Here is a 22,140-nt window from a genome sequence, read left to right on the forward strand (position 1 = left end):
TATTATATATTTTTCGTATTTTTGCCATTTAAAAATAAAAAATTTTTTGTGAAAATAACTTTTTTAGGCACAGGAACCTCGCAAGGCATACCCGTGATAGGCATTGACCACCCTGTAGGACAAAGTGCAGACCCAAAGGACAAGCGATTACGGACTTCAGCTATGTTATCGTGGGGAGATATCAACATCAATATTGATTGCTCTCCTGATTTCCGTCAGCAAATGCTCACTCATAATGTACGACACTTAGAGGCTATTCTTTTTACCCACGAACACGCCGACCACACTGCTGGATTAGACGATATTCGCCCTTTTGTATATCTGCAAGGCGACATGCCTATTTATGCACAAGAGCGTGTTATTGAGCAACTTAAACAACGTTTTCATTATATTTTTGCTACAGAAAACCGATACCCTGGAGCTCCTTCTGTCCATATTCATCAGGTAGAAGAAATGCCTTTTTTGCTTTTTGGTAAGAAAGTAACTCCTATAAATATAATACATGGCAACCTACCTATCTTAGGTTATCGTATTGATAACATAGCGTATATAACCGATGCAAAATATATTCACGATGAAGAATTAAAAAAACTACACAATCTTGACATGCTGGTTATCAATGCTTTACGAAAAGAAGAACACCCGACACACTTTACCCTATCACAAGCGGTTGATATTATCAAAGAAATAAAACCTCAACGTAGCTATTTAACACATATTAGCCAAGCGTTGGGTTTTCATCAAGAAGTACAAAAAGAACTTCCTACAAATGTTTTTTTGGCGTATGATAATTTAGTTATAGATATCTAGACCCTTGTATTTCAATTTATTACAAATAAAAAAGGCAAGCTACCCACATCGCACCGCTACAACCTTATACCTTTGCTGTGTTCCCACCCTGGAGGATTCTAAGGGAGCTGGTCGTGTAGGACTTGCCGAGGGCAAAGGTACAAATATTTTACATTTCTGCAAATTATATCAAAAAAAATTTTTATCTTTGACATTGAAATTTATAAAAAAATAAAATAATGAAAACCAATAGAACTTTTACAATGATTAAACCCAATGCCGTAGAAAATGGGCATATAGGTGCTATTATTCAACAAATTACGGAAGGTGGTTTTAAAATTTTGGCAATGAAATACACACATCTTTCTGCTGGTGAAGCTCGTAAATTTTACGAAATTCATCAAGAGAAACCTTTCTTTGAAACGCTGGTTTCTTTTATGTCGCGTAGCCCAATTGTTGTTATGGTTTTAGAAAAAGAAAATGCTGTGGAGGATTTTCGCAAATTCATAGGTGCTACCAATCCAGAAGTGGCTGAAAAAGGTACAATTCGGCAAAAATACGGGAAAGATGTTACCGAAAATGCGATACACGGTGCTGACAGCAACGAAAATGCAGAAAAAGAAGCTTCTTTTTATTTTTCAAAACGAGAAATATTTGATTAAGGATTTATATTTAAGTATTTTTTTTTACTTTTGCAATTTGAAATTCTTTCTAAACAGATTTTTGATTTTCAATTTCTGTTTGGAGAGATTTTGTGTGTATTAAACAGAGATATTACCTATGAATACAGAAATACATTTAGAAAATTATATAAGAGATATTGTTGATTTCCCTAAAAAAGGAATTATTTTTAAAGATATTACTCCCTTGCTATTGAGTCCCGAAGCTACACAAGAAGTTATCAACCAATTTGTAAAAGCGCTCAACGGCTTAAAAGTTGATAAAGTTGTTGGAATGGAAAGTCGAGGCTTTTTCTTCGGAACACTTCTTGCACAACAATTAGGCGTTGGTTTCATTCCTGTTCGCAAACCCGGAAAACTTCCTTATCAAACCATCAGTGAGGAATATACGTTAGAATATGGCATAGACCGATTAGAAATGCACGCCGATGCGATTAAAAAAGGTGAAAATATTTTAATTCACGATGATGTTTTAGCAACAGGAGGTACAGCTGCTGCTACTTGCCGATTGGTAGAACGCTTGGGAGGAAACATCGTGCAGTTAAGTTTTCTGATGGAATTAACTTTCTTACACGGGCGAGAAAAATTAAGTAATTATGAAGTTGTTTCTCTGATAAAATCATAAAAAAGGCATCGACATAAATACTATATTTCTTTGTAATCGGGTTCAATATGAATAAAAACTGAAGTTAATGTATCTACGCGTTTATACAAAGTATGTTGAAGTATGTGTGCTAAATCGTGCCCTTCTTTTACAGAAATATCTCCATTAACAATCACGTGTAAATCTACGCAATATCGCATTCCGACCTTGCGAATATGGCATTTTTCTATCCCAATAATTCCTTCAACTTCTTTGGAAATTTCATAAATTCGAGCAGAAAGTTCATCATAAATATCTTCATCAAGAATTTCACCAAGGGCAGGTCGAAAAATAGCATAAGCATTGTACAGAATAATCCCCGAAGCGAGAAGTGCTGCCCAATCATCAGCAGTTTCATACCCTTCTCCCAAAAGCAAAGCAATAGTAATTCCCACAAAAGCAGCTACCGAAGTAATTGCATCGGCACGGTGATGCCACGCATCAGCTTTGAGTGATGTACTATTAGTTAATTTACTATTTTTCAATACGATACGATATGAAATCTCTTTCCAAAGAATAATAATCGCCAATACAAGAAGTGTCCATTTTTCGGGTAAAGTGTGTGGTGTTCTTATATTCTGAACACTCTGATAAGCTATAACTATTGCCGAAGTAATCAAAAAACCAACAACCACAAAAGTTACCAATGCTTCAATCTTACCGTGCCCGTACGGATGGTTCTCATCAGCAGGTTTTTCTGCATATTTTAGCCCTACAAGCACCAAAATAGAAGCAAATGTATCTGTAACTGATTCTATTGCATCGGCAATAAGTGCATACGAATTTCCAAAAAATCCTGCCAAAAACTTGACCAAGGCTAAACCTAAATTACCTACAATGCTAAAATATGTTGCTTTTATAGCTGTTTTTTCTTTCATTATATCCCCTTGCATTCAACGAGCAAAAGTACGACTTTTTTTTATCTTTCAAAGAAAAAAATGTATCTTTGCCAAACTAAATTTGACAAATTATGAAACCTTTTTGCGTCTTATTATTACTCCTCACTACGACCAAATTTTTTGCTCAAAACAAAAAAGAATTACAATTCTTAGTAGGAACTTATACCGATACCAATAGTGAAGGGATTTATTGGTACAAGACTGATAATCAGTTTTCTAATTTTGAAAAAATAACTTCTACTTTCATCAAAAATCCGTCATACCTTACTCTTTCTTCTGATGAGAAATTTCTTTTCTCAGTAAGTGAAAATGATCAACACGATAGCGAACTTTTTTCTTTTTCGTTAAATAAAAAATATAAAAAAATTCGCCCTATTAGTCAGAAAAACACACAGGGAGGCGCTCCTTGTTTTGTTATGTATAACGCTGAAAATAAAATTGTTATAACTGCAAACTATACAGGTGGTAATATATCTGTATTTGGTGCTAATCCCGATGGTGATTTAAGTGAAATACGTCAAAAAATTGATTTTTCAGAGAATTCACATTTACACTGCTTGGTCTCTTCGCCAGACAAAAAACAAGTTATTGCTACCGATTTAGGAACTGACATGCTTTACGTATTTGAATGGAAAAATGGAGTGTTGCAACAAGATGAAAATAAAAGCATAAAACTCACATCTGGCACAGGACCTCGTCATCTTATTTTTTCGCCCAACGGAAAATATCTGTATGTATTGGGAGAATTTTCTCGAAAAATAAATGTTTTTCGTTATAAAAACAACAAACTATCTGAAATACAACAAGTTGAAACTGATGGATCTATTGATGTAAAAGGTGGTGCCGATATTCGAATTAGTCCTGATGGAAAATATCTTTACGCAAGCAACCGCTTGAAAAATGACGGAATTGCTATTTTTTCTATTCAGAAATCAGGAAAATTAAACAAAATAGACTATCAAATTACGAAAAAACACCCTCGTAATTTTGTAATTTCACCAGACGGTAAATACCTCTTAGTTGCTTCTCGTGATGAAGATGCGATACAAGTATTTGAAATTCAGAATGATGGATTATTACAACTAAAAAATGAATTGAATATTCCTAAACCGGTTTGTATTCAATTTTTGAAATAAAAATAAATTAAATTACACTTCTTTTTTAATGATTTCAGCTAATTTTTGAGTCAAATTTCGTCTGTGATATATCGAAAGCCCTATCGGATGCGATATTTGTAATTTTCGTTCTTTATAAAGATCGTAATACACTAATAAACAATCTTTTATTGCGTTGTAATCGTCATACGGAAGTACCTTGCCCGTATTGGTTTGCCGAATAATTTCACCTGCGTCCCAATTTTTGTATCCCATCGCCAAAATAGGTCGCCCCGAGATCATATATTCGAATAATTTTCCCGGAATTATTCCTTCAGTATTGGGATGATTGATTTCTAAAAGTAATAATACTTGTGATTGTCTTTGCAAAGTAAGCACTTGATTATGTGAAATATATCCTTTTATATCTAAGAATGGGGTTAATCCATTTTTATTCAAATCTGCAAGAACTTCATCACTTACCCTTCCTGCCAAACATAATTGAAAATTATTAGCAAATTCATAATTTTCAGTAACTAAATCTCCCAATACTTGCCACAATATTTTAGGATTTCTTTCTGTGAGTAATGACCCGATATGTGAAAGTAAAAATTTGTCCGATAAAGAAATACTAACTTGCTGATAATCATCATATCCGTTGGTTATTACAGTGATAGGCTTGTCGGTTTTCTGCTGAAATTCTTTCTGTGTAGAAAAACTTGTAACTATAATATTATCTGCTGTTTGTAATACTTTTTGTTCTAATTTTAAATGTTTTTGAGCGGATTTTTGTGTTAAAAACAAAGAAGAATGATACCCAATATTTGTCCAAGGGTCGCGAAAATCAGCTATCCAGCGAATATTTTTCATTTTTTCTTTCAAACCTAGACCTATCAGATGAACACTATGTGGAGGTGCTGTTGTAATTATTGTATTTATCTGATTTTCAATAATATATTTTTCTAAAAATAGAATTGAAGGACGAACCCAAAGCACACGCGCATCAGGAATAAACAAATTCCCACGTACCCAAAGCATACATTTTTCGAGCCATGACATTCTTTTGGTAGGAATAATTCCTGAGCTAATTTTTTGAGTTTTTTCTTTGGAAAAAAGAGCAGCTATCGCATAAGGTTCTATTATTGAGCGTTTTATGATTGTAATATCCGAAGGAATATCATTTCCTATTTCAGAGTCTATCATCGGATAATGCGGATTTTTTGGAGCGTAGACAATAGGCTCTATCCCAAAATTTCGTAAATATTTTACAAATTTCAGCCAACGTTGTACGCCTGGACCGCCTGCTGGTGCCCAATAATAAGTTATAATGAGAATTTTTTTCATCTAAAAACAATAAAATATTTTGTTCCTTTGGCAAAAATACAATTTTTTTGATTAGTTTTTAAAGGAAAATGTCTTTTTTGAAATTGATATAATATATTTATGGTATGATTGTCAAAAGAAATATATATTGTATATATACAAATTTAAAGTATGATACTAAGCTTTTAGTCAATTTTTTAGAATTCAAACAAGTATTCTCCTTTTTGATAACAAATAAAATAATTATTTTTTTGACAATATAAAAATAAAATTACTCTTTTTTATAGAAATATTTCAGGAAATATTTACGATATATAAAATAATACTTTTCTTGAAACAAACATATTATATTTTTTTTCTTTTTTAAAAAAATATTCCATTATAGATTTGCGTATTATTTCAGAATGTCATACATTTGCACTTCCATTGAGTGTTTAATATTAACATTTGTATTCTTTATTTGTATTCTTTTTTTGAAATTTATATAAATTCATAATTGGTAATATCGCATAAAACAATTCAATTTTTAATAAAATAAACTGATTATTCACTAAAAATATAGCTAAATCAATTAAAAATTTCAATTTATGGTAAGTATGTTGAAAAATCTAAAGACGAAAGGAGTAAAATGGATTTTACTAGCATTGCTTTCGCACGGATTTTGGACAGTTTCAGCTTTTGATAAAGTTGAAAATTTGCGAAGAAGTAGTGATTATATCACTCAACAACAAACAAAAAAAGTTACAGGAACAGTAACTGATGAGAAAGGAGAATCTCTCCCTGGTGTAAACATTGTTGTGAAAGGTACATCGGTGGGAGTTACCACAGATTTCAATGGGAATTTTGAAATCAATGTTCCTTCGGACAAGACAGAACTTGTGTTCTCATACATCGGTTTTAAAGATCAAGTAATTAGTGTAACACAATCTCGCTCCGGTTTAAAAGTAATACTCAAGGAAGAGGTACAACAGATTGAAGGCACTGTGGTAACCGCTTTGGGTATCAAACGCCAAGAAAAAGCATTGAGCTATAACGTACAACAAGTGAAGTCCGATGAACTTACTCGTGTAAAAGACGCTAACTTCGTTAATAGCCTTAATGGTAAAGTCGCTGGGGTGAATATCCAAAGAAGTGCATCTGGTGTTGGTGGTGCTACCAAAGTGGTAATGCGAGGTGCAAAGTCAATAAAAGGAGATAACAATGTTCTTTATGTGGTAGACGGAGTTCCTATTGGAAATCAAGTAAACAGAGAGGGTGATGGCTCTGGATTTGGAGGAAGAACTTCTGGTGAGGGTATCTCTGATTTTAACTCCGAAGATATAGAAAGTATTTCTGTTTTGACTGGACCTGCAGCTGCTGCTCTATATGGTGCTTCTGCTGCTAATGGGGTTATCGTAATCAATACCAAAAAAGGAAGTGAAGGAAAACTAAAAATAAATGTTTCTTCATCTGTCGAATTTCTTAACCCTCTTATTTTACCAGAATTCCAAAATACTTATGGTAATGTAAAGGGAAATTATACGTCTTGGGGAGATAAATTATCAACTCCTTCTTCATATGAACCTAAAGATTTTTTTAACACAGGAAGAACTTATAACAATGCTGTAAATCTATCTGTTGGAAACAAACAAAATCAAACTTTTGCTTCTGCATCTTCAGTAGTTTCAGAAGGGGTTGTACCTAATAACAATTATCATCGTTATAATATGTCAATCCGAAATACCTCTTCCTTCTTAGATGACAAATTACAATTGGACCTATCTGCTAATTATATTCGTCAGTATGAACGCAATATGGTTTCTTTTGGAACATATTTTAATCCAATAGTAGGTGCTTATTTATATCCTCGTGGTGAAAATTTCGAGCAAGAGAAATATTTTGAAAGATATGATTTAGACTTAGGATACGCTAGACAACATTGGAGTCCTGGTGATTTTGGTATGGATATTCAAAATCCATATTGGATTGCGTACAGAAACGTCAGACCGCAAGTGAAAGATCGTTATATGTTTATGGGACAATTAAAATATAACATTTTAGGAAATTTGAATGTTGCAACTCGTTTCCGTTTGGACAACACTTACACTGAAACCGAAGACAAACGATATGCTTCAACAATCAATACATTTGCGGGTAGCAAAGGACGTTACTCATATTCTCAAGGAATTTTCCGTCAGAAGTATTTGGACATCATAGCCAATTATAATACAACATTTGCTACAGATTACACTCTCACAGCAAACGTGGGTTCTTCTTTTGAGGAATATGACACCAAATCAAGAGGTTATGGAGGACAATTGTTGTTGCTACCTAATAAATTCACATACAATAATATTGATCCTACAAAAGCAAGTCCGTTTGAAAGCGGAGGAAATAGCCGTAAAAGAAATGTTGCCATATTTGCTTCAACTGAATTGGGATGGAAATCAAAATTATTCTTAACTCTAACAGGACGTACTGATTATCCTTCACAATTGGTAAATAGCAAGGAAGAGCAGATTTTCTATCCTTCTGCTGGGCTTTCAGCTGTAGTTACAGAATTTTTGTCAGAAGATACTAAGGCAAGATTGAATCCTTACCTTTCATACTTCAAGATAAGAGGTTCTTATACGGAAGTTGGGTCTCCAATTCCTTTTACAGGACTTACACCTGGTACTACTACAAGAGAAATTGAGGGAGGAAGTGTAAAAGCATTCAAATATTATCCTTTGGCAGACTTCAAAGCAGAAAGAACTCGTTCTTATGAGGTAGGAATTAACTCAAAATGGCTTAACAACAAGCTATCTCTTGACTTAACTCTTTACCATTCAAACACATACAACCAGTTATTAGAAGCTAAGCTTCCTGAAACTTCAGGTTATGATTTTATGTTCGTTCAAGCAGGAAATATTGAAAACAGAGGGCTGGAAATGGCTTTAGGATATCGTCAAGATTGGGGAGCATTTAACTTTGCTACCAACTTTACAGCTACCACCAACAGAAATAAAATAGTTCGTTTGGCATCTGGTGTTCAAAATCCATTTAACCCAGCTGAAACTTTTGACCTGAGAGATATTCAAGTGGGACGTTTTCGTCTTCGTGAAGGAGGGCAAATAGGAGATATGTATGACAATAAGCAAATAAAACGAAACCAATATGGTTACGTTGACTTTACAGGTGGTGTACTTCTTGATGAAGTTACAGAGCCGTACAAATTAGGGACAATAAATCCTGATTGGTTATTAGGCTGGCAAGGAAATGTAGGTTACAAAAACATTTCTCTTAGTTTCTTGTTCAAAGCTCGCTTGGGAGGTGAAGTTATCTCAGGAACACAACAAGTTCTTGACAGATATGGAGTATCAAAAGCTTCTGCTGACGCACGTGATTTAGGATATGTTCAGGTAGGTGATTTCCGAGTGGGACCTAAAGCATATTATGATGCTATTTCCAATTTGAACTCATATTATACATATTCAGCAACTAATGTTCGTCTACAAGAAGTGAGTTTAACTTACAATTTTGATACTAAGAAATTAGGTAAGAATTTATCTAATTTGAGTATTTCTGTTATCGGAAATAATCTTTGGATGATATACAATAAAGCTCCTTTTGATCCAGAATTGGCAGCTTCTACAGGAACTTTAGGACAAGGTTATGATTATTTTATGCTTCCAAGTTTAACAAGCTATGGATTGAGTGTAAAAATGGGATTTTAGAATTTAAAGTATTAAAAAAATGAAAAAAATATTGATAAATGCCTTTATTTTATTAAATTTGGTTAGTTGTTCTAACTATGATGAAATAAATACAAATATTTATGGGGCAACAGATAAAGATACGAAAGCAGGTGGTTTGGAGTACGGTGCACCCTTCCAGAGAATGCAACAATTAGTTATCCCCATAGGTTCACCCGCTCAAACGACAGGTCCAGGAAATGATTTACAAAATACAGATTTAATTTCCTCGGGAAATTACATTGGTTATTTTGGTAATAACAATAATTGGAATAGTCAAATAGAGGCTTCTTGGAATTTCCGAGATGATAGAATGAGTTATGCTTATAAGAATTTCTACTCAAATATATTTCGAGAGTGGCTTTCTATAAAAAGAAGCGTAGGAACTTCACAAAACATTCAGGATAAGCGTGTTCTTGCTTTAGCAAATATTCTGAAGATTGCTGCTTGGCAAAGAGCTACCGATGTATTTGGCCCTATCGTTTTTACCAATGCAGGTAAGGGAGATATTAATCCTCCATTAGATAGTCAAGAAACTGTTTATAGAGCTATGTTGGAAGAACTTGAAGCTTCTGTCGAAGCTCTTAATGGAGGAAGTGTTTTAATGAAAGATTACGATGCTATTTACGATGGTAACGTTTCCAATTGGATAAAATTTGCCAATTCCTTGATGTTGCGCATAGCAGTACGCACACACTTCAAAGATGCTTCTTTGGCTTCTACTTACATTCAAAAAGCTATTAGTGGAGGTGTTATGGAAGCTACTTCAGATGAAGCAAAAATTCAAAATTCTGCTAAAATGCCTTTAAAAAACTCAATGATGCCTTCTGTTGATGAGTATGACGAAACTCGTATGGGACTGACTATTTGGGCTTACTTGAAAGGATATAATGACTCTCGTATTAGCAAGTATTTTACACAAGGAAAGCGAGGAGATGATCAAGGTTATTATGCTATAGTTCCGACCAATACAGGGCGAAAAAATGTAAGAGTTCACGGCCCAAAATTTGCATCAAGACCCAATATTGATGACAACTCACCCCTGTTTTGGATGCGTACTTCTGAAGTTTTGTTTTTGAAAGCAGAAGCAGCTTTATATAACCTGGGGGGACTTAGTTCTTCACAAGCAAAAACTTTTTATGAAGAAGGAGTTAAGATGTCTTTTCAAGAAAATGGCATTTCAGGTGCAGAAACTACCTATCTTAACAGAACAAGTATTCCTCAAAACTTTACAGATTACTGGTATAGTTCTTATATATATCCTGTAAGATATAGTTATGATATATCTCATAATAATACCTCACCTAAGTGGGATGACTTAAAAGCAGGTAAAGATGAACAAGAGGAACATCTTCAGAAAATTATTACTCAAAAGTATCTGGCAATGTATCCTAACGCAGTAGAAGCTTGGACAGAGTACAGAAGAACAGGATATCCTTTGGTAATGAAATATGCGGATAAAGATGCTCCTTCAAGAATCAACTGCCCAACTTGTTTCGTCCCTGAGCGATTTAAATATTCTAAAACAGAATATGACACAAATCCAAACTTGATTAAACAAATACCTGATTTATTGAAGGGAGAAGATACAGGAGGTACTCAATTATGGTGGGTACGACCTAATAGACCACAACAACAATAAAATTACAGAAAATGAAAAAATTTAGTTTATTTTTAATAATAGCAACAACTTTGGTTGGTTGCAATAAATGGACAGAAACTGAGCGTATTATATTTGAAAATCAAAATTTAAAGAAATTGGTAACTCTAATTGAAGCTCAGAAAGAATCAGACTTAAACCCAGAATACAGAGAATATTACAAAAAAATTAGAGAAGAATACAGAACTAAACCTCGTGTAAAAGGATTTGGTTGGTTTGGTAACTGGTCTGGTAAAGGAAACAATCCACAGAACTATCTAAGAGCTTTACCAGATAGTGTTGATTTTGTATCTGCTTGGGGGGTTAGAGGAAAATTAACAAAGGAGCAACAAGTTGATATGGAGTTTTTCCAAAAAGTTAAAGGAGGAAAAGTTTTACTTTGTTGGATTATTCAAGGGTTGGGTGATCAATTGACCCCTCCTAAAACAGATCCAATGGATTTTTGGGTAAAAGAAAAAGGAGGAGGAGATTTTAAAGAAGGTGTTAAAGCCTATGCTAATGCCATTTGTGATACTATTGAAAAATACAATTTTGATGGTTTTGACATTGATTACGAACCAAATTATGGACATAGTGGCTCTCTGGCTGATTGGCAAACAATTGAAGGAGACCATCCAATGCAAATTTTTATAGAAACATTAAGTGCTCGTCTCAAACCAAAAGGACGTATGTTAGTAATGGATGGACAACCTGAAAAATTATCAGCAGAAACTTCAAAACTTATAGACCATTATATCTATCAAGCATATTGGGAAGGTTCAACAGAATTAGTAATGCGTAAAATAACAAATGGACATTTAGACGATTGGGAAAGAAAGACTATCATTACAGTTGAGTTTGAACGAACTTGGCGAACTGGAGGAATAGACGGGTATAAAAGTTCAAAACCTGAAATACAAGCGCTTAAAGAAGGAAGACAAATTTTGGATTATTCAGTTTTTGACTTACCAAATGGAAAACGTATTGGAGGTGTAGGAACATATCATATGGAGTACGATTACCCAAATTCTCCAAATTACAAATGGTTGCGTAAAGCCCTTTATTATGGAAATCAAAAATTTCCAGGTAATTTTAATTAATTTTTTTAAATGATTTAATGATGAAAAAGATAATATTAAGTCTTAGTATAATTAGCTTATTTATTTCTTGTCAAGATGAATTATATGAGGATGATTTGAAATCTCACACAACAAAGCAAGGAATTTATATAGACTCCAAAGAGACTTTACAAATTTTTACACAAGAAAATAAAGATGTTGTTGTACCCAACATCAATGTAAAATTGGTTAAGCCTATGCCTCATCAGTTTTCTGCAAACATTATAGCAGGTGATGAATCTCAATTGAACGAATATAATAAAAAGAATAATACTAATTATTCTTTACTACCTAGGTCAATGTATGAAATTAGTAAGCATATAAATTTTAAAGCAACAGATATAATAGGACAAATTGCCTTAAAGTTGAAAAATGTTAAGTTTCCAGAAGAAGGGACTTTCGCTTTACCTATAAAAATACAAGGAGGTAGTGGCTATGATGCAATATCAGGACAAGACCAAACTCTACTAATTCTTGAACAAGAAATTGCAACAAAAGCTTTAAAAATCAATGGTGCTGGTACAGAAATAGGCGATGTTTTTGGTGTGGATCATAAAGTTGCTCAATGGACATTAGAAATGATGGTGAAACGTTCTGCATATAATGCCAACAATAGAGCAATAGGTGGAACTAAAGATGTAGATCACCCTAAAAGTGAAATCTATACCCGTTTTGGTGATGTTACTATCAGACCTAATCAATTACAAATAAAAACAGGAGGTTCACAAATAGACATTCCTGCCGATAAACTTTCTGCAGAGCCAAACAAGTGGTACGCTCTTGCTTTTTGGTACGATGGAAAAACAACAAAAGTATTTGTTAACGGAGTAGAAGTTGCTTCAAGAGAAATTGCGGACTGGGCGTACTCTGTTACTGGATTTTGGATAAGTGGTTCAAATGAATTTATCAGAGAAGTTCGTTTCTGGAAAAGAGCAGTAAGTCCAAAAGAATTACAAGATAATTTATGGAAAGTTCTTAATCCTAAAAAAGCAGAAGGGTTATTGTTTTACTATCCGATGAATGGTAAAAAATATGATCACAATACGGGTGAAATAACTGATGATGAAACAAAAATATGGGACTGGTCATCTACAAAAGCTCATTTGAATATGCCTTCAGGAGCAAAATTCGATGATAATGAAGGAAATAATTATGTTTTCCCACCAAAGTAATATTGTATTATAGGCAAACAAGCGACAGAAATAAGGTATATTTCTGTCGTTTTTGTTTTTACAGCCAATACTTTTGTGATAATAAATAGATAGTTTTACAGTTATTTTTTATCGACATAAAATTTATTTAAGATTAAGCGGATTTTATATACAATAGCTAAAATTATTATATATTGGTTTATTATAATAAATGATTTTTTCTGTAATAATTTATCAAAAATATGAAATCTAACTATTTGATTCTTAATTGTATTTTTTATTTCTGACTTTTAAAATTTAGCAAATACACTCCTTTTATTAGTGATAGAGACACATATTAAAATTAGATTTTTTTGTAATTTCTGATATATTTTTCTTATATTTGCACAATTATTTAACCATAAATCATTTTAACCATGAAAAATTTATTATTAGTAAATGTATTAATTTTTATTTTATTTTTCAATTCATGTTCTAACAAGGATAAAGATTCTCTTATTTTGGGACCACCAAGAACAGAAATGAAAATCCCAGTTGGTCTTATAGAAGAAGGTACCAACATGAAAGTTTCTTTTATGCTTTCTCATCAATTCTATACTATAGAAATGAATAAAGAGACTCAATCCTTCATTACTTTAATTAAAGAAGCTATTGAAAAAGAAAAATTACTTATTTTTTATTTGAAAGCAAAAAGTAATGAAATTATAGCTGTCCAACAAGCTACTGAACAGGATACTAAAAGGTTTGATGCTTTATTCAAAACAAAGCCTCTGGAAACAAAACCATTAGAAAAAGTTATCCCTGATTTAAAAACTTTAACCGATTTGTTTTCAAAAATTAAAACCGAAGCGTGTTCTTTTGAAAAACGTTTTCCTTGCATTACATTCAACTACCCAGTAGATGGTTGTTATGCAAGAGCGCATAAAATGAGACAAATATTAGCAAATAACGGATATGATTGTGAAAAACAATTTCTGTATGGAGTGCTAAATGCACGCTATGATGGTACAGAACCTGATAAAGGTGGTTGTTGTGTGAGTTGGAGTTACCACGTATCCATTTTAGTTTCTTACAAAGATGAATCAGGACAAGTTCAAAAAAGAATTATAGACCCTTCTGTATTTGGGCAATCTCCTCTTTTAGAAGAAGATTGGAGAAAAATGTGCTTGAATGATTCTTGTGGAAAATCAAATTTGAGTTCATATACGAACACAACCTCTGATGTGTATTATAGAAGTCCCAAGGGAACATTTTTATATGATAATGATTATAAAAACACAAATTGTGTATTAGAGATTTATTCCCAAACTTCGGGATGTTCTTTACCCGCACCTTCTATAGCTTCTTGCGGATTTTAGATAACTTAATAAAAAAAGAGGTTCGAACTTTCGAACCTCTTTTTTATTAACTATACACAACAAACAGATTGTTTCTCCAATTGAACTTCCAACAATAATAAACCACTGAACAAAATTATTTACAAAAAAATACAAAATAATAGGTAGAATTTCATTTTTATGTTGTACATTTGTAGTCAAATTTAAAACTCATCTAAAAATTATAGTTTATGTGTAAAGAAAAATTGTTAATACTTGTGCTCTTTATGACATTGTGTGTTTATTCACTGTCAGCACAAGTTACAGTTACAGGTACAGTAACTGATGAAAAAGGTATCCCTTTACCTGGGGCTAGTATTCTAATAAAAAATACATCGAAAGGAGTGGCTACTGATTTTGATGGTAAGTACTCTATTGAAGCAAAACAGGGAGATGTATTAGTGTTTAGTTCCGTTGGATTTTTCTCACAAGATAAAAAAATTGCAGAAGGGGAAAAAACGAGAGTTCTAAATATTTCATTAAAAGAAGAAGTGCAACAATTGGAAGGCACTGTGGTAACAGCTTTGGGTATCAAACGCCAAGAAAAAGCGTTGAGTTACAACGTACAACAAGTGAAATCCGATGAACTTACTCGTGTAAAAGACGCTAACGTGGTTAATAGCCTTAATGGTAAAGTTGCTGGGGTCAATATCCAAAAAAGTGCTGGGGGAGCTGGTAGTGCTACCAAAGTAGTAATGCGAGGACTCAAGTCTATTGATGGAAATAACGGAGTTCTTTATGTAATTGATGGGGTTCCTATGTTTAACCGAAAAACTGATGGGGTAAATAAGGACAACTTCGGAAAACCAGGTGAAGCAGAAGGTATTTCAGATATCAACTCTGAAGATATTGAGAGTATCAATGTTCTTACAGGACCTTCGGCAGCGGCTCTTTATGGTAGTGAGGCAGCTAATGGTGTAATCCTTATCAATACCAAAAAAGGTAAAGAAGGAAAAATGGAAGTAAACATATCAAGTAGTGTTGATATGTCTGACCCATTGTTATTACCTAAATTCCAAAATATTTACGGAAGCAATGGTGATAGAAGCTGGGGAGCCAAATTAGCAACTCCGTCTGAGTATGACCCTGCAAAATTCTTCAATACTGGAGTGAATATCAATAACTCCATAACGCTTTCCACAGGAACGAAACAAAATCAGACTTTTGCTTCGTTTGCACAAACTTCATCAGAAGGACTAATTCCTAACAACTCATATTACAGATACAATGTTGGAGTAAGGAATACATCTTCGTTTATGAATGACAAACTACATTTAGATGTTAGTGGGAATTTTATCCGACAAGGTAACAGAAATATGATTTCTGGGGGAGGTTATTATAACCCATTAGTAGCTTTGTATTTGATGCCAAGAAGTATTGATTATAGAGATGTAGAGGTTTATGAAAGATATAATCCTTCTCGAAGAATATATGAGCGTTATCAGCCATATTCAGAAACTGTAGGAAGTTTCTTCTCTGAGAACCCGTATTGGGTAGTTAATCGAGAAATGTTCTTGATGAATAAAAAACGTTATATGATGTCAGCTTCTTTGAAATATGATATTTTAGATTGGTTGAATGTTGTAGGACGTGTTCGTTTGGATAACGATTACAGAAACAACGAGGAGAAAATCTACGCAAGTTCTACAAACTTCCTTGTTGGTTGGAAAACGGAATTAGGACCTCACAATAAAGGTAGATACTTCACTCAAGAGCTTAAAGATGAGCAAACATACGCTGACCTTATCTTCAATGCTAACAAATCATTTGGTGAGGATTTCTCATTAACTGCCAACTTAGGAGCAAGTTACAACGATCGATATACAAGAGGGGTTTCTGCTGGAAATTTCTTAGTATCTGTACCTAACTTATTTTCTACTTCTAACTTCTATGGATTAGCCAATGGTTCAGGGCAAACTTATGAAAGAAACAAAAATGTAGCTGTATTCGCAAGTGCAGAGTTAGGCTACAAAGGTATGTTGTATCTGTCAGCCACAGGACGTAACGACTGGTCTTCTCAATTGGTAAATTCTGCTGAGCCATCGTTCTTCTATCCATCAGTAGGGCTTTCAGGAGTAATTTCTGAAATGGTTTCATTGCCAAGCTTTATTGATTACTTAAAAGTTCGTGCTTCTTATACCGAAGTGGGTTCTCCAATTAGCAAAACAGGACTTACACCAGGTACGATTACACATAAAATTACTTCGGGAGGAATAGAGGCTAACACGGTATATCCTTATCCTGATTTCAGAGCTGAGCGTACTGCTTCGTGGGAGGTTGGTTTGAATGCCAAATTTTTCAAAAATGCGTTGTCAATTGATTTAACACTTTACAAATCAAATACATTTAACCAATTCTTTGAGCAAACATTATCGGCTTCTTCGGCATATTCTAAATTCTATTTACAAGCAGGTAATGTGGAAAACAGAGGGGTTGAGCTATCTGTAAACTTTAACAAAGAATTGTTCAAAGATTTTAACTGGAATACAACACTTACTTATTCTCGCAATGTCAATGAAATCAAAGAATTGGTTCGTGGGTATAGAAATCCATTTACAGGAGAATTATTCGATATTAAAGAAGTGGATAGAGATGGTTATACGCTACGCGAAGGAGGAAGTATGGCTGATGTTATCGTAAGAGGAGTGCTACTTCGTGATGTAAATGGCAACCTAATAGAAAATGCTTCAGAATATAAATATGACACTACGCAGGAAATCAAATTAGGACGTGTAACTCCTGACTTCCAAATGGGTTGGAGACATTCATTTGATTACAAAAACTTCAATTTGAGTGTGCTTTTCAACGGTAGTTTCGGAGGAGTGGTTCTTTCAGGAACTCAACCTTACTTAGACCTTTACGGGGTTTCACAAGCTACAGCTGATGCTCGTCAAGCAGGAGGTGTATGGGTAGATGGTAAGCAGTATGATGCACAAAAGTATTATTCTACTATAAGTAAACTACCTGGATACTATGCTTACGATGCTACCAATGTTCGTTTGCAAGAGGCTTCACTTAGCTATACGCTTGACGGAAAAGTGATTAGTGATAAAATCAAACGTGTTACGTTTGGTTTGATAGGAACGAATCTTTGGATGATTTATAATAAAGCTCCTTTTGACCCACAACTTACTTACGGAACAGGTACATATTCTGCCAAAGAGTTTTTTATGGTGCCAAGTACAAGAACTTATGGAGCAAGTGTAAAAGTTCAGTTTTAACATAAATGAATAAAGTAATGAGAATAATAAATAAAAATATCTTATACGTAGCTGTATCTGCAATGGCTTTGACTTCTTGTATTAAAGATTTTCAAGAAGTGAATACCAACCCTTTGCAAGCTACTGATGAAGAAGCTCGTCGCGATGGATTAGCTTCAGGGGCGTATTTCAATGCCTTAGTAGAACGTCCAATTCCTACAGGAACAGGAGTAAATCCTGCTAATGACTATCAGGTAATTCAAAATATGACAACCGACAACTGGGTAGGATATTTCTCACCAGGTAGAAATCACTGGGACAATGGAACCAACCAAACGAGTTATTATATGGGCGATTTTCGTGTCAACGGAACATTTAACACGTTGATAGAAAAAGTAATGAACCCATATTTCAAAATTAAAGTGGCGATGCACAATGTCGAAGCGAAAGACGGGAAGTTAGTCTTTACGCCCAAAGATTTGGAAAGCAGAGCGGTATATTCTTTGGCTCAGATTGTTAAAATAATGGGAATGCATCGTGCTACCGATTTGTTTGGTCCAATTCCATACAGTGATATGCAACCAGGAAAAGAAAGAGCCAAATACGATTCGCAAGAACAAGTATATAAATCTTTTCTAAAAGAATTGAATGAAGCTGTAACTACCTTGAACGAGTACGGAACAGGCAACAAGGTGTTGGCTGACTTTGATGCAGTATATCAAGGAGATACTTCTAAATGGATTCGCTTGGCAAACTCATTGATGCTTCGCTTGGCGATGCGTGTAAGATATGCTGACGAAGCCTTGGCGAAAGAATACGTTACCAAAGCTATTTCTAATTCGGGAGGACTTATTACAGATGACAGTCAAGCGGCAAAATTGGTTAGTAACGGACGTTTTGTTTTCCACCATTCATTGGTTACAATGTTAGGATACGGAGAGCTTAAAATGGGAGCTACTATTTATTCTTACTTGAAAGGATACAACGACCCACGTGCTGAGAAATATTTTACAAAAACAACTGCGGGAGGTTCATCTGATTTTTATGCAGTACGTTCAGGAATCGACCCAAATACAGGTGCTGATGTATATAAAGACTTTTCTGTTCCTACGGTAATTACTACAACACCTACGTATTGGCTTAGAGCTTCCGAAGTGCAGTTTTTACTTGCAGAGGCAACTTTAGCAAACTATATTAGTGGTTCTGCTGAAACATACTATAACAAAGGTGTAGAGATGTCATTTATTGAAAACGGACTTACAGCTGCTGAGGCTACTACTTATTTGGCAGGTACTGAAAAACCAGCTAATTATAATGACCCTAAAAAATCAAACTATTCTATCACTGCTGTTAGTACCATTGGTAAAGGTTGGAGTCAGGCTACTAACGATGAAGAGCATTTGGAACAAATCATCACTCAAAAATACTTAGCAAACTATCCTAACGGATTTGAATCGTGGAGTGAGTGGAGAAGAACAGGTTATCCACGTATGTTCCCAATTCCAGTAAACCTAAGTAACAAAGGTGCAGAAAATGTCAATTCTAACGGGAAAGACAAAGGAATGAGACGATTCCCATTCCCAGAACAAGAGTTTAGACTTAACAATGAAAACGTAACAGCTGCCAAATCACTATTGGGCGGTACTGACGGTACAGCTACCAATGTATGGTGGGATAAAAAATCAAAATAATAATAAAAAATAAAAGCAATGAAAAGAATAATTTATACGGTAATAGCAATTTCTGCAACGCTGACAGGCTGTCAAAAGTGGACGGAAGTAGAAGATATGACGGGTAAGTTAGAAGATAAAGCATTAACTGATTTACGTGAGAAACGTGATGGAGCTAAGTGGGAAGCTGAAGCACAGCGTACCGAAGAAAACAAAAAAGCTTTAGAGGCATACTGGGCACAACTACGCGAATACAAACAAAAAACGTGGCTCAATACAGGTGAGGCTGGCGGACAAAAACCAATGGTTTATTTTTGGTATTCGGGAGGTTTTTGGACAGCACAAAAAGGAGTGGCAAAAACTTGGTTACAGTCCATTCCTGATTCGGTGTCGTGTATCTCTTTTTGGGGGGGATTAGGTTCAAGACCAGAGCATTTGACAGAGAATCAAAAATTTGACTTAGATATTTTTCATAAAAAAGGAAGTACCGTACTTATGTGTTGGCAAACTCCAAGTGTAGGATTGGGATTGCCTATATCTAAAGATGGAAAAACCAGCGGGTTTGACCTTTTCCGTCAGAAATATCCTTTTAAAGAAAATAAAGAACAATGGTCAGAAATCTACGCACGTGAGCTATCACGTTACATTATTGTAATGGGCTTGGACGGCTACGATGTGGACTGGGAAACGTGTGGTGACCACGGAAAAGTAACAGAAGAAGGTACTTCTTTAATGATTAATCCTCAAGATCCTAATAGTAACATCGCTAAGTTTGTGCGTGAAATGGCTAAATATTTTGGACCAGTTGGGGATCAACACTTGGTAAAAACACAAGCCGACAGAGAAGCTAACATCAAAGCCTTATTCAACGCTTCAACGGCAGGATTTCACCCCAAAGAGAAAGAGTATATTGACGAGTTTACGCCATATCTACCTAAAGATTACGTAACCAAACGTTACTATTTCTGTGCCGATATTCCTTGTGGAGTGCCTTATATTTTTGAACATCATTTTAAAGAATATTTTGATAAACATTTCTTACAAGATTACACAGTGAATGGAGTAGGAACTCATATTGAACATTTAGGAGGGGCTAACTATAACTCAACGTCAGCCAACTACCAAGCGGGTAATTTCCGAGTTATGGAAGGAAAAGCAAAAGCCGTGAAATCGAAACAAATATGGGGCTTGGGAGCTTACCACGGGCAAACAGATTATGAGATTAACGACGCAAACAACGAGCAGTTTAAATCATATCTACAAAATAATAATCTGAAAAGAAAGTATTTCCACTATGCTTGGACTCGTGAGGCAATCCGTATTGCAGACCCTCGTCCTGATTATTCAGGATATATAGAAAAAGAACCTTATATTATTACACCTTAATTTTGAAATCAAATGAAAAAGATAATTAAATTTGCTACATTAGCCCTATGTATAGGCATTGTAGGTTGCCAAGATAAGTTAGATGTTACCGATGGTATTGCAGGTATAGGAAGCAATAGTCCTTCTGGAGCAGCCGCTTATATGAATACCTCATTAGGAACCATTAATATTAACAAGGCAACTGAAGGAGGAGCAACAGAAGTAGAAGTTCGTTTGGCAAGTGTGCCTAATAGTGATGTAAAAGTTACCGTTACAACAGAAGATTTCTTCGATGCATACAATAAAGAAAACAAGACCAAATATCGTATATTGCCTACGAATATGTACGAATTATACGAGTCGGGAAACCCGAACAATGTATCTACCAATGGAGTTATTACTGTTACCGTTAAGCAGGGGTCTATAGCTGCCAAAGTAGGAGTAAGAGTAAAACCTTTGGATGATGAGAAGTTTCCTGTAGCAGTTAAGTTTGCGGTGCCACTTCGTATCGTAGCAAGTTCAGCTACTAAAATTTTAAGTAATAACAAATCGGTTATTACCTTCAATCGTCCGTTCAAAACATCAGTAGTTGAAATAAAGCAAGGTAATAATTTTTCAGTAGCATTAGACCCCGAAATACCTAATGTAGATGAATTTACTATCCAAGGGCACTTTATGTTTTTAAATTGGAGCCACATTTCACACCATTGGAATCAGTCGCTTATCAATTTTAGAGGTGGTCCTGGCTCGAACTGGTGGTATACACGGGTAGATAAAAACTCTTTCCAAGTAAAAGATTTAGACGCCGACGGAGACGCAACGCGTATCAAACAAGAAGTAAAACTCAATACTTGGTATCAAATCTCATTTGTGTATAAAGAAAATAACTTAAGGGTATATGTTAATGGAAAATTAGCTAAAACATTTGTTCGTCCTAACTTGAGATTTGTAAAAGGTGAAGGAGGGGGAATTACCGTAGGGAACTCTGGAAATGCAGACTCACGCGATTATAGAATTCGTGAGGTGCGTGTATGGAACAGAGCCTTGACAGAGGCAGAAGTCAATGCCGATTTGTATTTGCCAGTAGATCCTAATAGCGAAGGTTTATTAGTTTATCTACCTTTGAACAAAAAAACAGGGTTCAAAGACCAAACCAAATATAATAACAAAGTATCTTTTGGTAAACAAGGACATGACCCTAAAAAACAGAAGCCTTTAGAAGAAAAGGATATAGCTGTTCAATGGACAGAAAATGTAAAATTCCCAGCTGAAGGTTTGGAAATCGAAAACTAAAATACACTAAAAATATTGTTTAAATTATTCATACCTTTTCAAATATCGGGCTAAGTAGGCATAGTGTTACTTTTTTAAATGTTTCTTAGCCTGATAGTTGAGAAGGAATACAAAATCTTGCAAGTAGTATTTTATTTTGACCCTATTGTACCAAACACTAATCCGAATTTTTGAAGCAGGACGAAAA

Annotated in this window: 15 protein-coding genes and 1 other RNA gene; 13 read left to right on the forward strand and 3 right to left on the reverse strand. The window is 34.5% G+C overall.

What is annotated here, in order from left to right; genetic code table 11:
• The first annotated feature begins 48 nt into the window (after nt 1–48).
• Entirely contained in the window at nt 49–810 is a 762-nt protein-coding gene (locus tag OO775_RS03025) for an MBL fold metallo-hydrolase (RefSeq protein ID WP_264845532.1), read from the forward strand.
• A 29-nt stretch (nt 811–839) separates the two neighbouring features.
• On the opposite strand, the gene ffs is transcribed toward OO775_RS03025, so the two are convergent.
• An RNA gene (gene ffs / locus OO775_RS03030) (signal recognition particle sRNA small type) lies at nt 840–938 on the reverse strand.
• Between the two features lie 90 nt (nt 939–1,028).
• On the opposite strand from ffs, the gene OO775_RS03035 reads away from it, so the two are divergent.
• Nucleotides 1,029–1,451: a nucleoside-diphosphate kinase gene (locus tag OO775_RS03035; RefSeq protein ID WP_264845533.1), complete on the forward strand. Its 423-nt coding sequence runs from the start codon at nt 1,029–1,031 to the stop codon at nt 1,449–1,451.
• Between the two features lie 118 nt (nt 1,452–1,569).
• Nucleotides 1,570–2,094 (forward strand): adenine phosphoribosyltransferase, encoded by a 525-nt coding sequence (locus OO775_RS03040; RefSeq protein ID WP_264845534.1) that lies wholly within the window; start codon nt 1,570–1,572, stop codon nt 2,092–2,094.
• Between the two features lie 20 nt (nt 2,095–2,114).
• Here OO775_RS03040 and OO775_RS03045 read toward each other — a convergent pair whose 3' ends face one another.
• Nucleotides 2,115–2,990: a cation diffusion facilitator family transporter gene (locus OO775_RS03045; protein WP_264845535.1), complete on the reverse strand. Its 876-nt coding sequence runs from the start codon at nt 2,988–2,990 to the stop codon at nt 2,115–2,117.
• 92 nt (nt 2,991–3,082) lie between these two features.
• On the opposite strand from OO775_RS03045, the gene OO775_RS03050 reads away from it, so the two are divergent.
• Nucleotides 3,083–4,147 (forward strand): lactonase family protein, encoded by a 1,065-nt coding sequence (locus OO775_RS03050; RefSeq protein WP_264845536.1) that lies wholly within the window; start codon nt 3,083–3,085, stop codon nt 4,145–4,147.
• A gap of 12 nt (nt 4,148–4,159) precedes the next feature.
• On the opposite strand, the gene OO775_RS03055 is transcribed toward OO775_RS03050, so the two are convergent.
• Nucleotides 4,160–5,449, reverse strand: coding sequence for a glycosyltransferase (locus tag OO775_RS03055; protein ID WP_264845537.1), 1,290 nt, complete (start codon nt 5,447–5,449; stop codon nt 4,160–4,162).
• 566 nt (nt 5,450–6,015) lie between these two features.
• Between OO775_RS03055 and OO775_RS03060 the strand changes: the two genes are divergently transcribed.
• The 9 genes from OO775_RS03060 to OO775_RS03100 all read left to right on the forward strand — a co-directional run bounded on the left by OO775_RS03060 (nt 6,016) and on the right by OO775_RS03100 (nt 21,953).
• Nucleotides 6,016–9,123, forward strand: coding sequence for a SusC/RagA family TonB-linked outer membrane protein (locus tag OO775_RS03060; protein ID WP_373874542.1), 3,108 nt, complete (start codon nt 6,016–6,018; stop codon nt 9,121–9,123).
• A gap of 19 nt (nt 9,124–9,142) precedes the next feature.
• Entirely contained in the window at nt 9,143–10,783 is a 1,641-nt protein-coding gene (locus OO775_RS03065) for a SusD/RagB family nutrient-binding outer membrane lipoprotein (protein WP_264845539.1), read from the forward strand.
• A gap of 11 nt (nt 10,784–10,794) precedes the next feature.
• Nucleotides 10,795–11,880, forward strand: a complete 1,086-nt coding sequence (locus OO775_RS03070) for an endo-beta-N-acetylglucosaminidase (protein ID WP_264845540.1) — start codon at nt 10,795–10,797, stop codon at nt 11,878–11,880.
• A gap of 20 nt (nt 11,881–11,900) precedes the next feature.
• Nucleotides 11,901–13,070 carry a DUF1735 and LamG domain-containing protein gene (locus tag OO775_RS03075; protein WP_264845541.1) on the forward strand — a complete coding sequence of 390 codons (1,170 nt, stop codon included), beginning with the start codon at nt 11,901–11,903 and terminating at the stop codon, nt 13,068–13,070.
• A 395-nt stretch (nt 13,071–13,465) separates the two neighbouring features.
• The gene (locus OO775_RS03080) at nt 13,466–14,407 is read left to right on the forward strand and encodes a protein-glutamine glutaminase (protein WP_264845542.1); all 942 of its coding nucleotides are present in this window, start codon (nt 13,466–13,468) and stop codon (nt 14,405–14,407) included.
• Between the two features lie 209 nt (nt 14,408–14,616).
• Nucleotides 14,617–17,646, forward strand: a complete 3,030-nt coding sequence (locus OO775_RS03085; protein ID WP_264845543.1) for a SusC/RagA family TonB-linked outer membrane protein — start codon at nt 14,617–14,619, stop codon at nt 17,644–17,646.
• Nucleotides 17,647–17,663: 17 nt separating this feature from the next.
• Nucleotides 17,664–19,316 carry a SusD/RagB family nutrient-binding outer membrane lipoprotein gene (locus tag OO775_RS03090; RefSeq protein WP_264845544.1) on the forward strand — a complete coding sequence of 551 codons (1,653 nt, stop codon included), beginning with the start codon at nt 17,664–17,666 and terminating at the stop codon, nt 19,314–19,316.
• A gap of 18 nt (nt 19,317–19,334) precedes the next feature.
• Nucleotides 19,335–20,681 (forward strand): glycoside hydrolase family 18 protein, encoded by a 1,347-nt coding sequence (locus OO775_RS03095; protein ID WP_264845545.1) that lies wholly within the window; start codon nt 19,335–19,337, stop codon nt 20,679–20,681.
• 12 nt (nt 20,682–20,693) lie between these two features.
• On the forward strand, nt 20,694–21,953 hold the full coding sequence (locus OO775_RS03100; RefSeq protein ID WP_264845546.1) for a DUF1735 and LamG domain-containing protein: 1,260 nt from the start codon (nt 20,694–20,696) through the stop codon (nt 21,951–21,953).
• The last annotated feature ends 187 nt before the right edge of the window (nt 21,954–22,140 follow it).

The organism is Capnocytophaga catalasegens, from assembly GCF_026005215.1.
GTDB lineage: Bacteria > Bacteroidota > Bacteroidia > Flavobacteriales > Flavobacteriaceae > Capnocytophaga > Capnocytophaga catalasegens.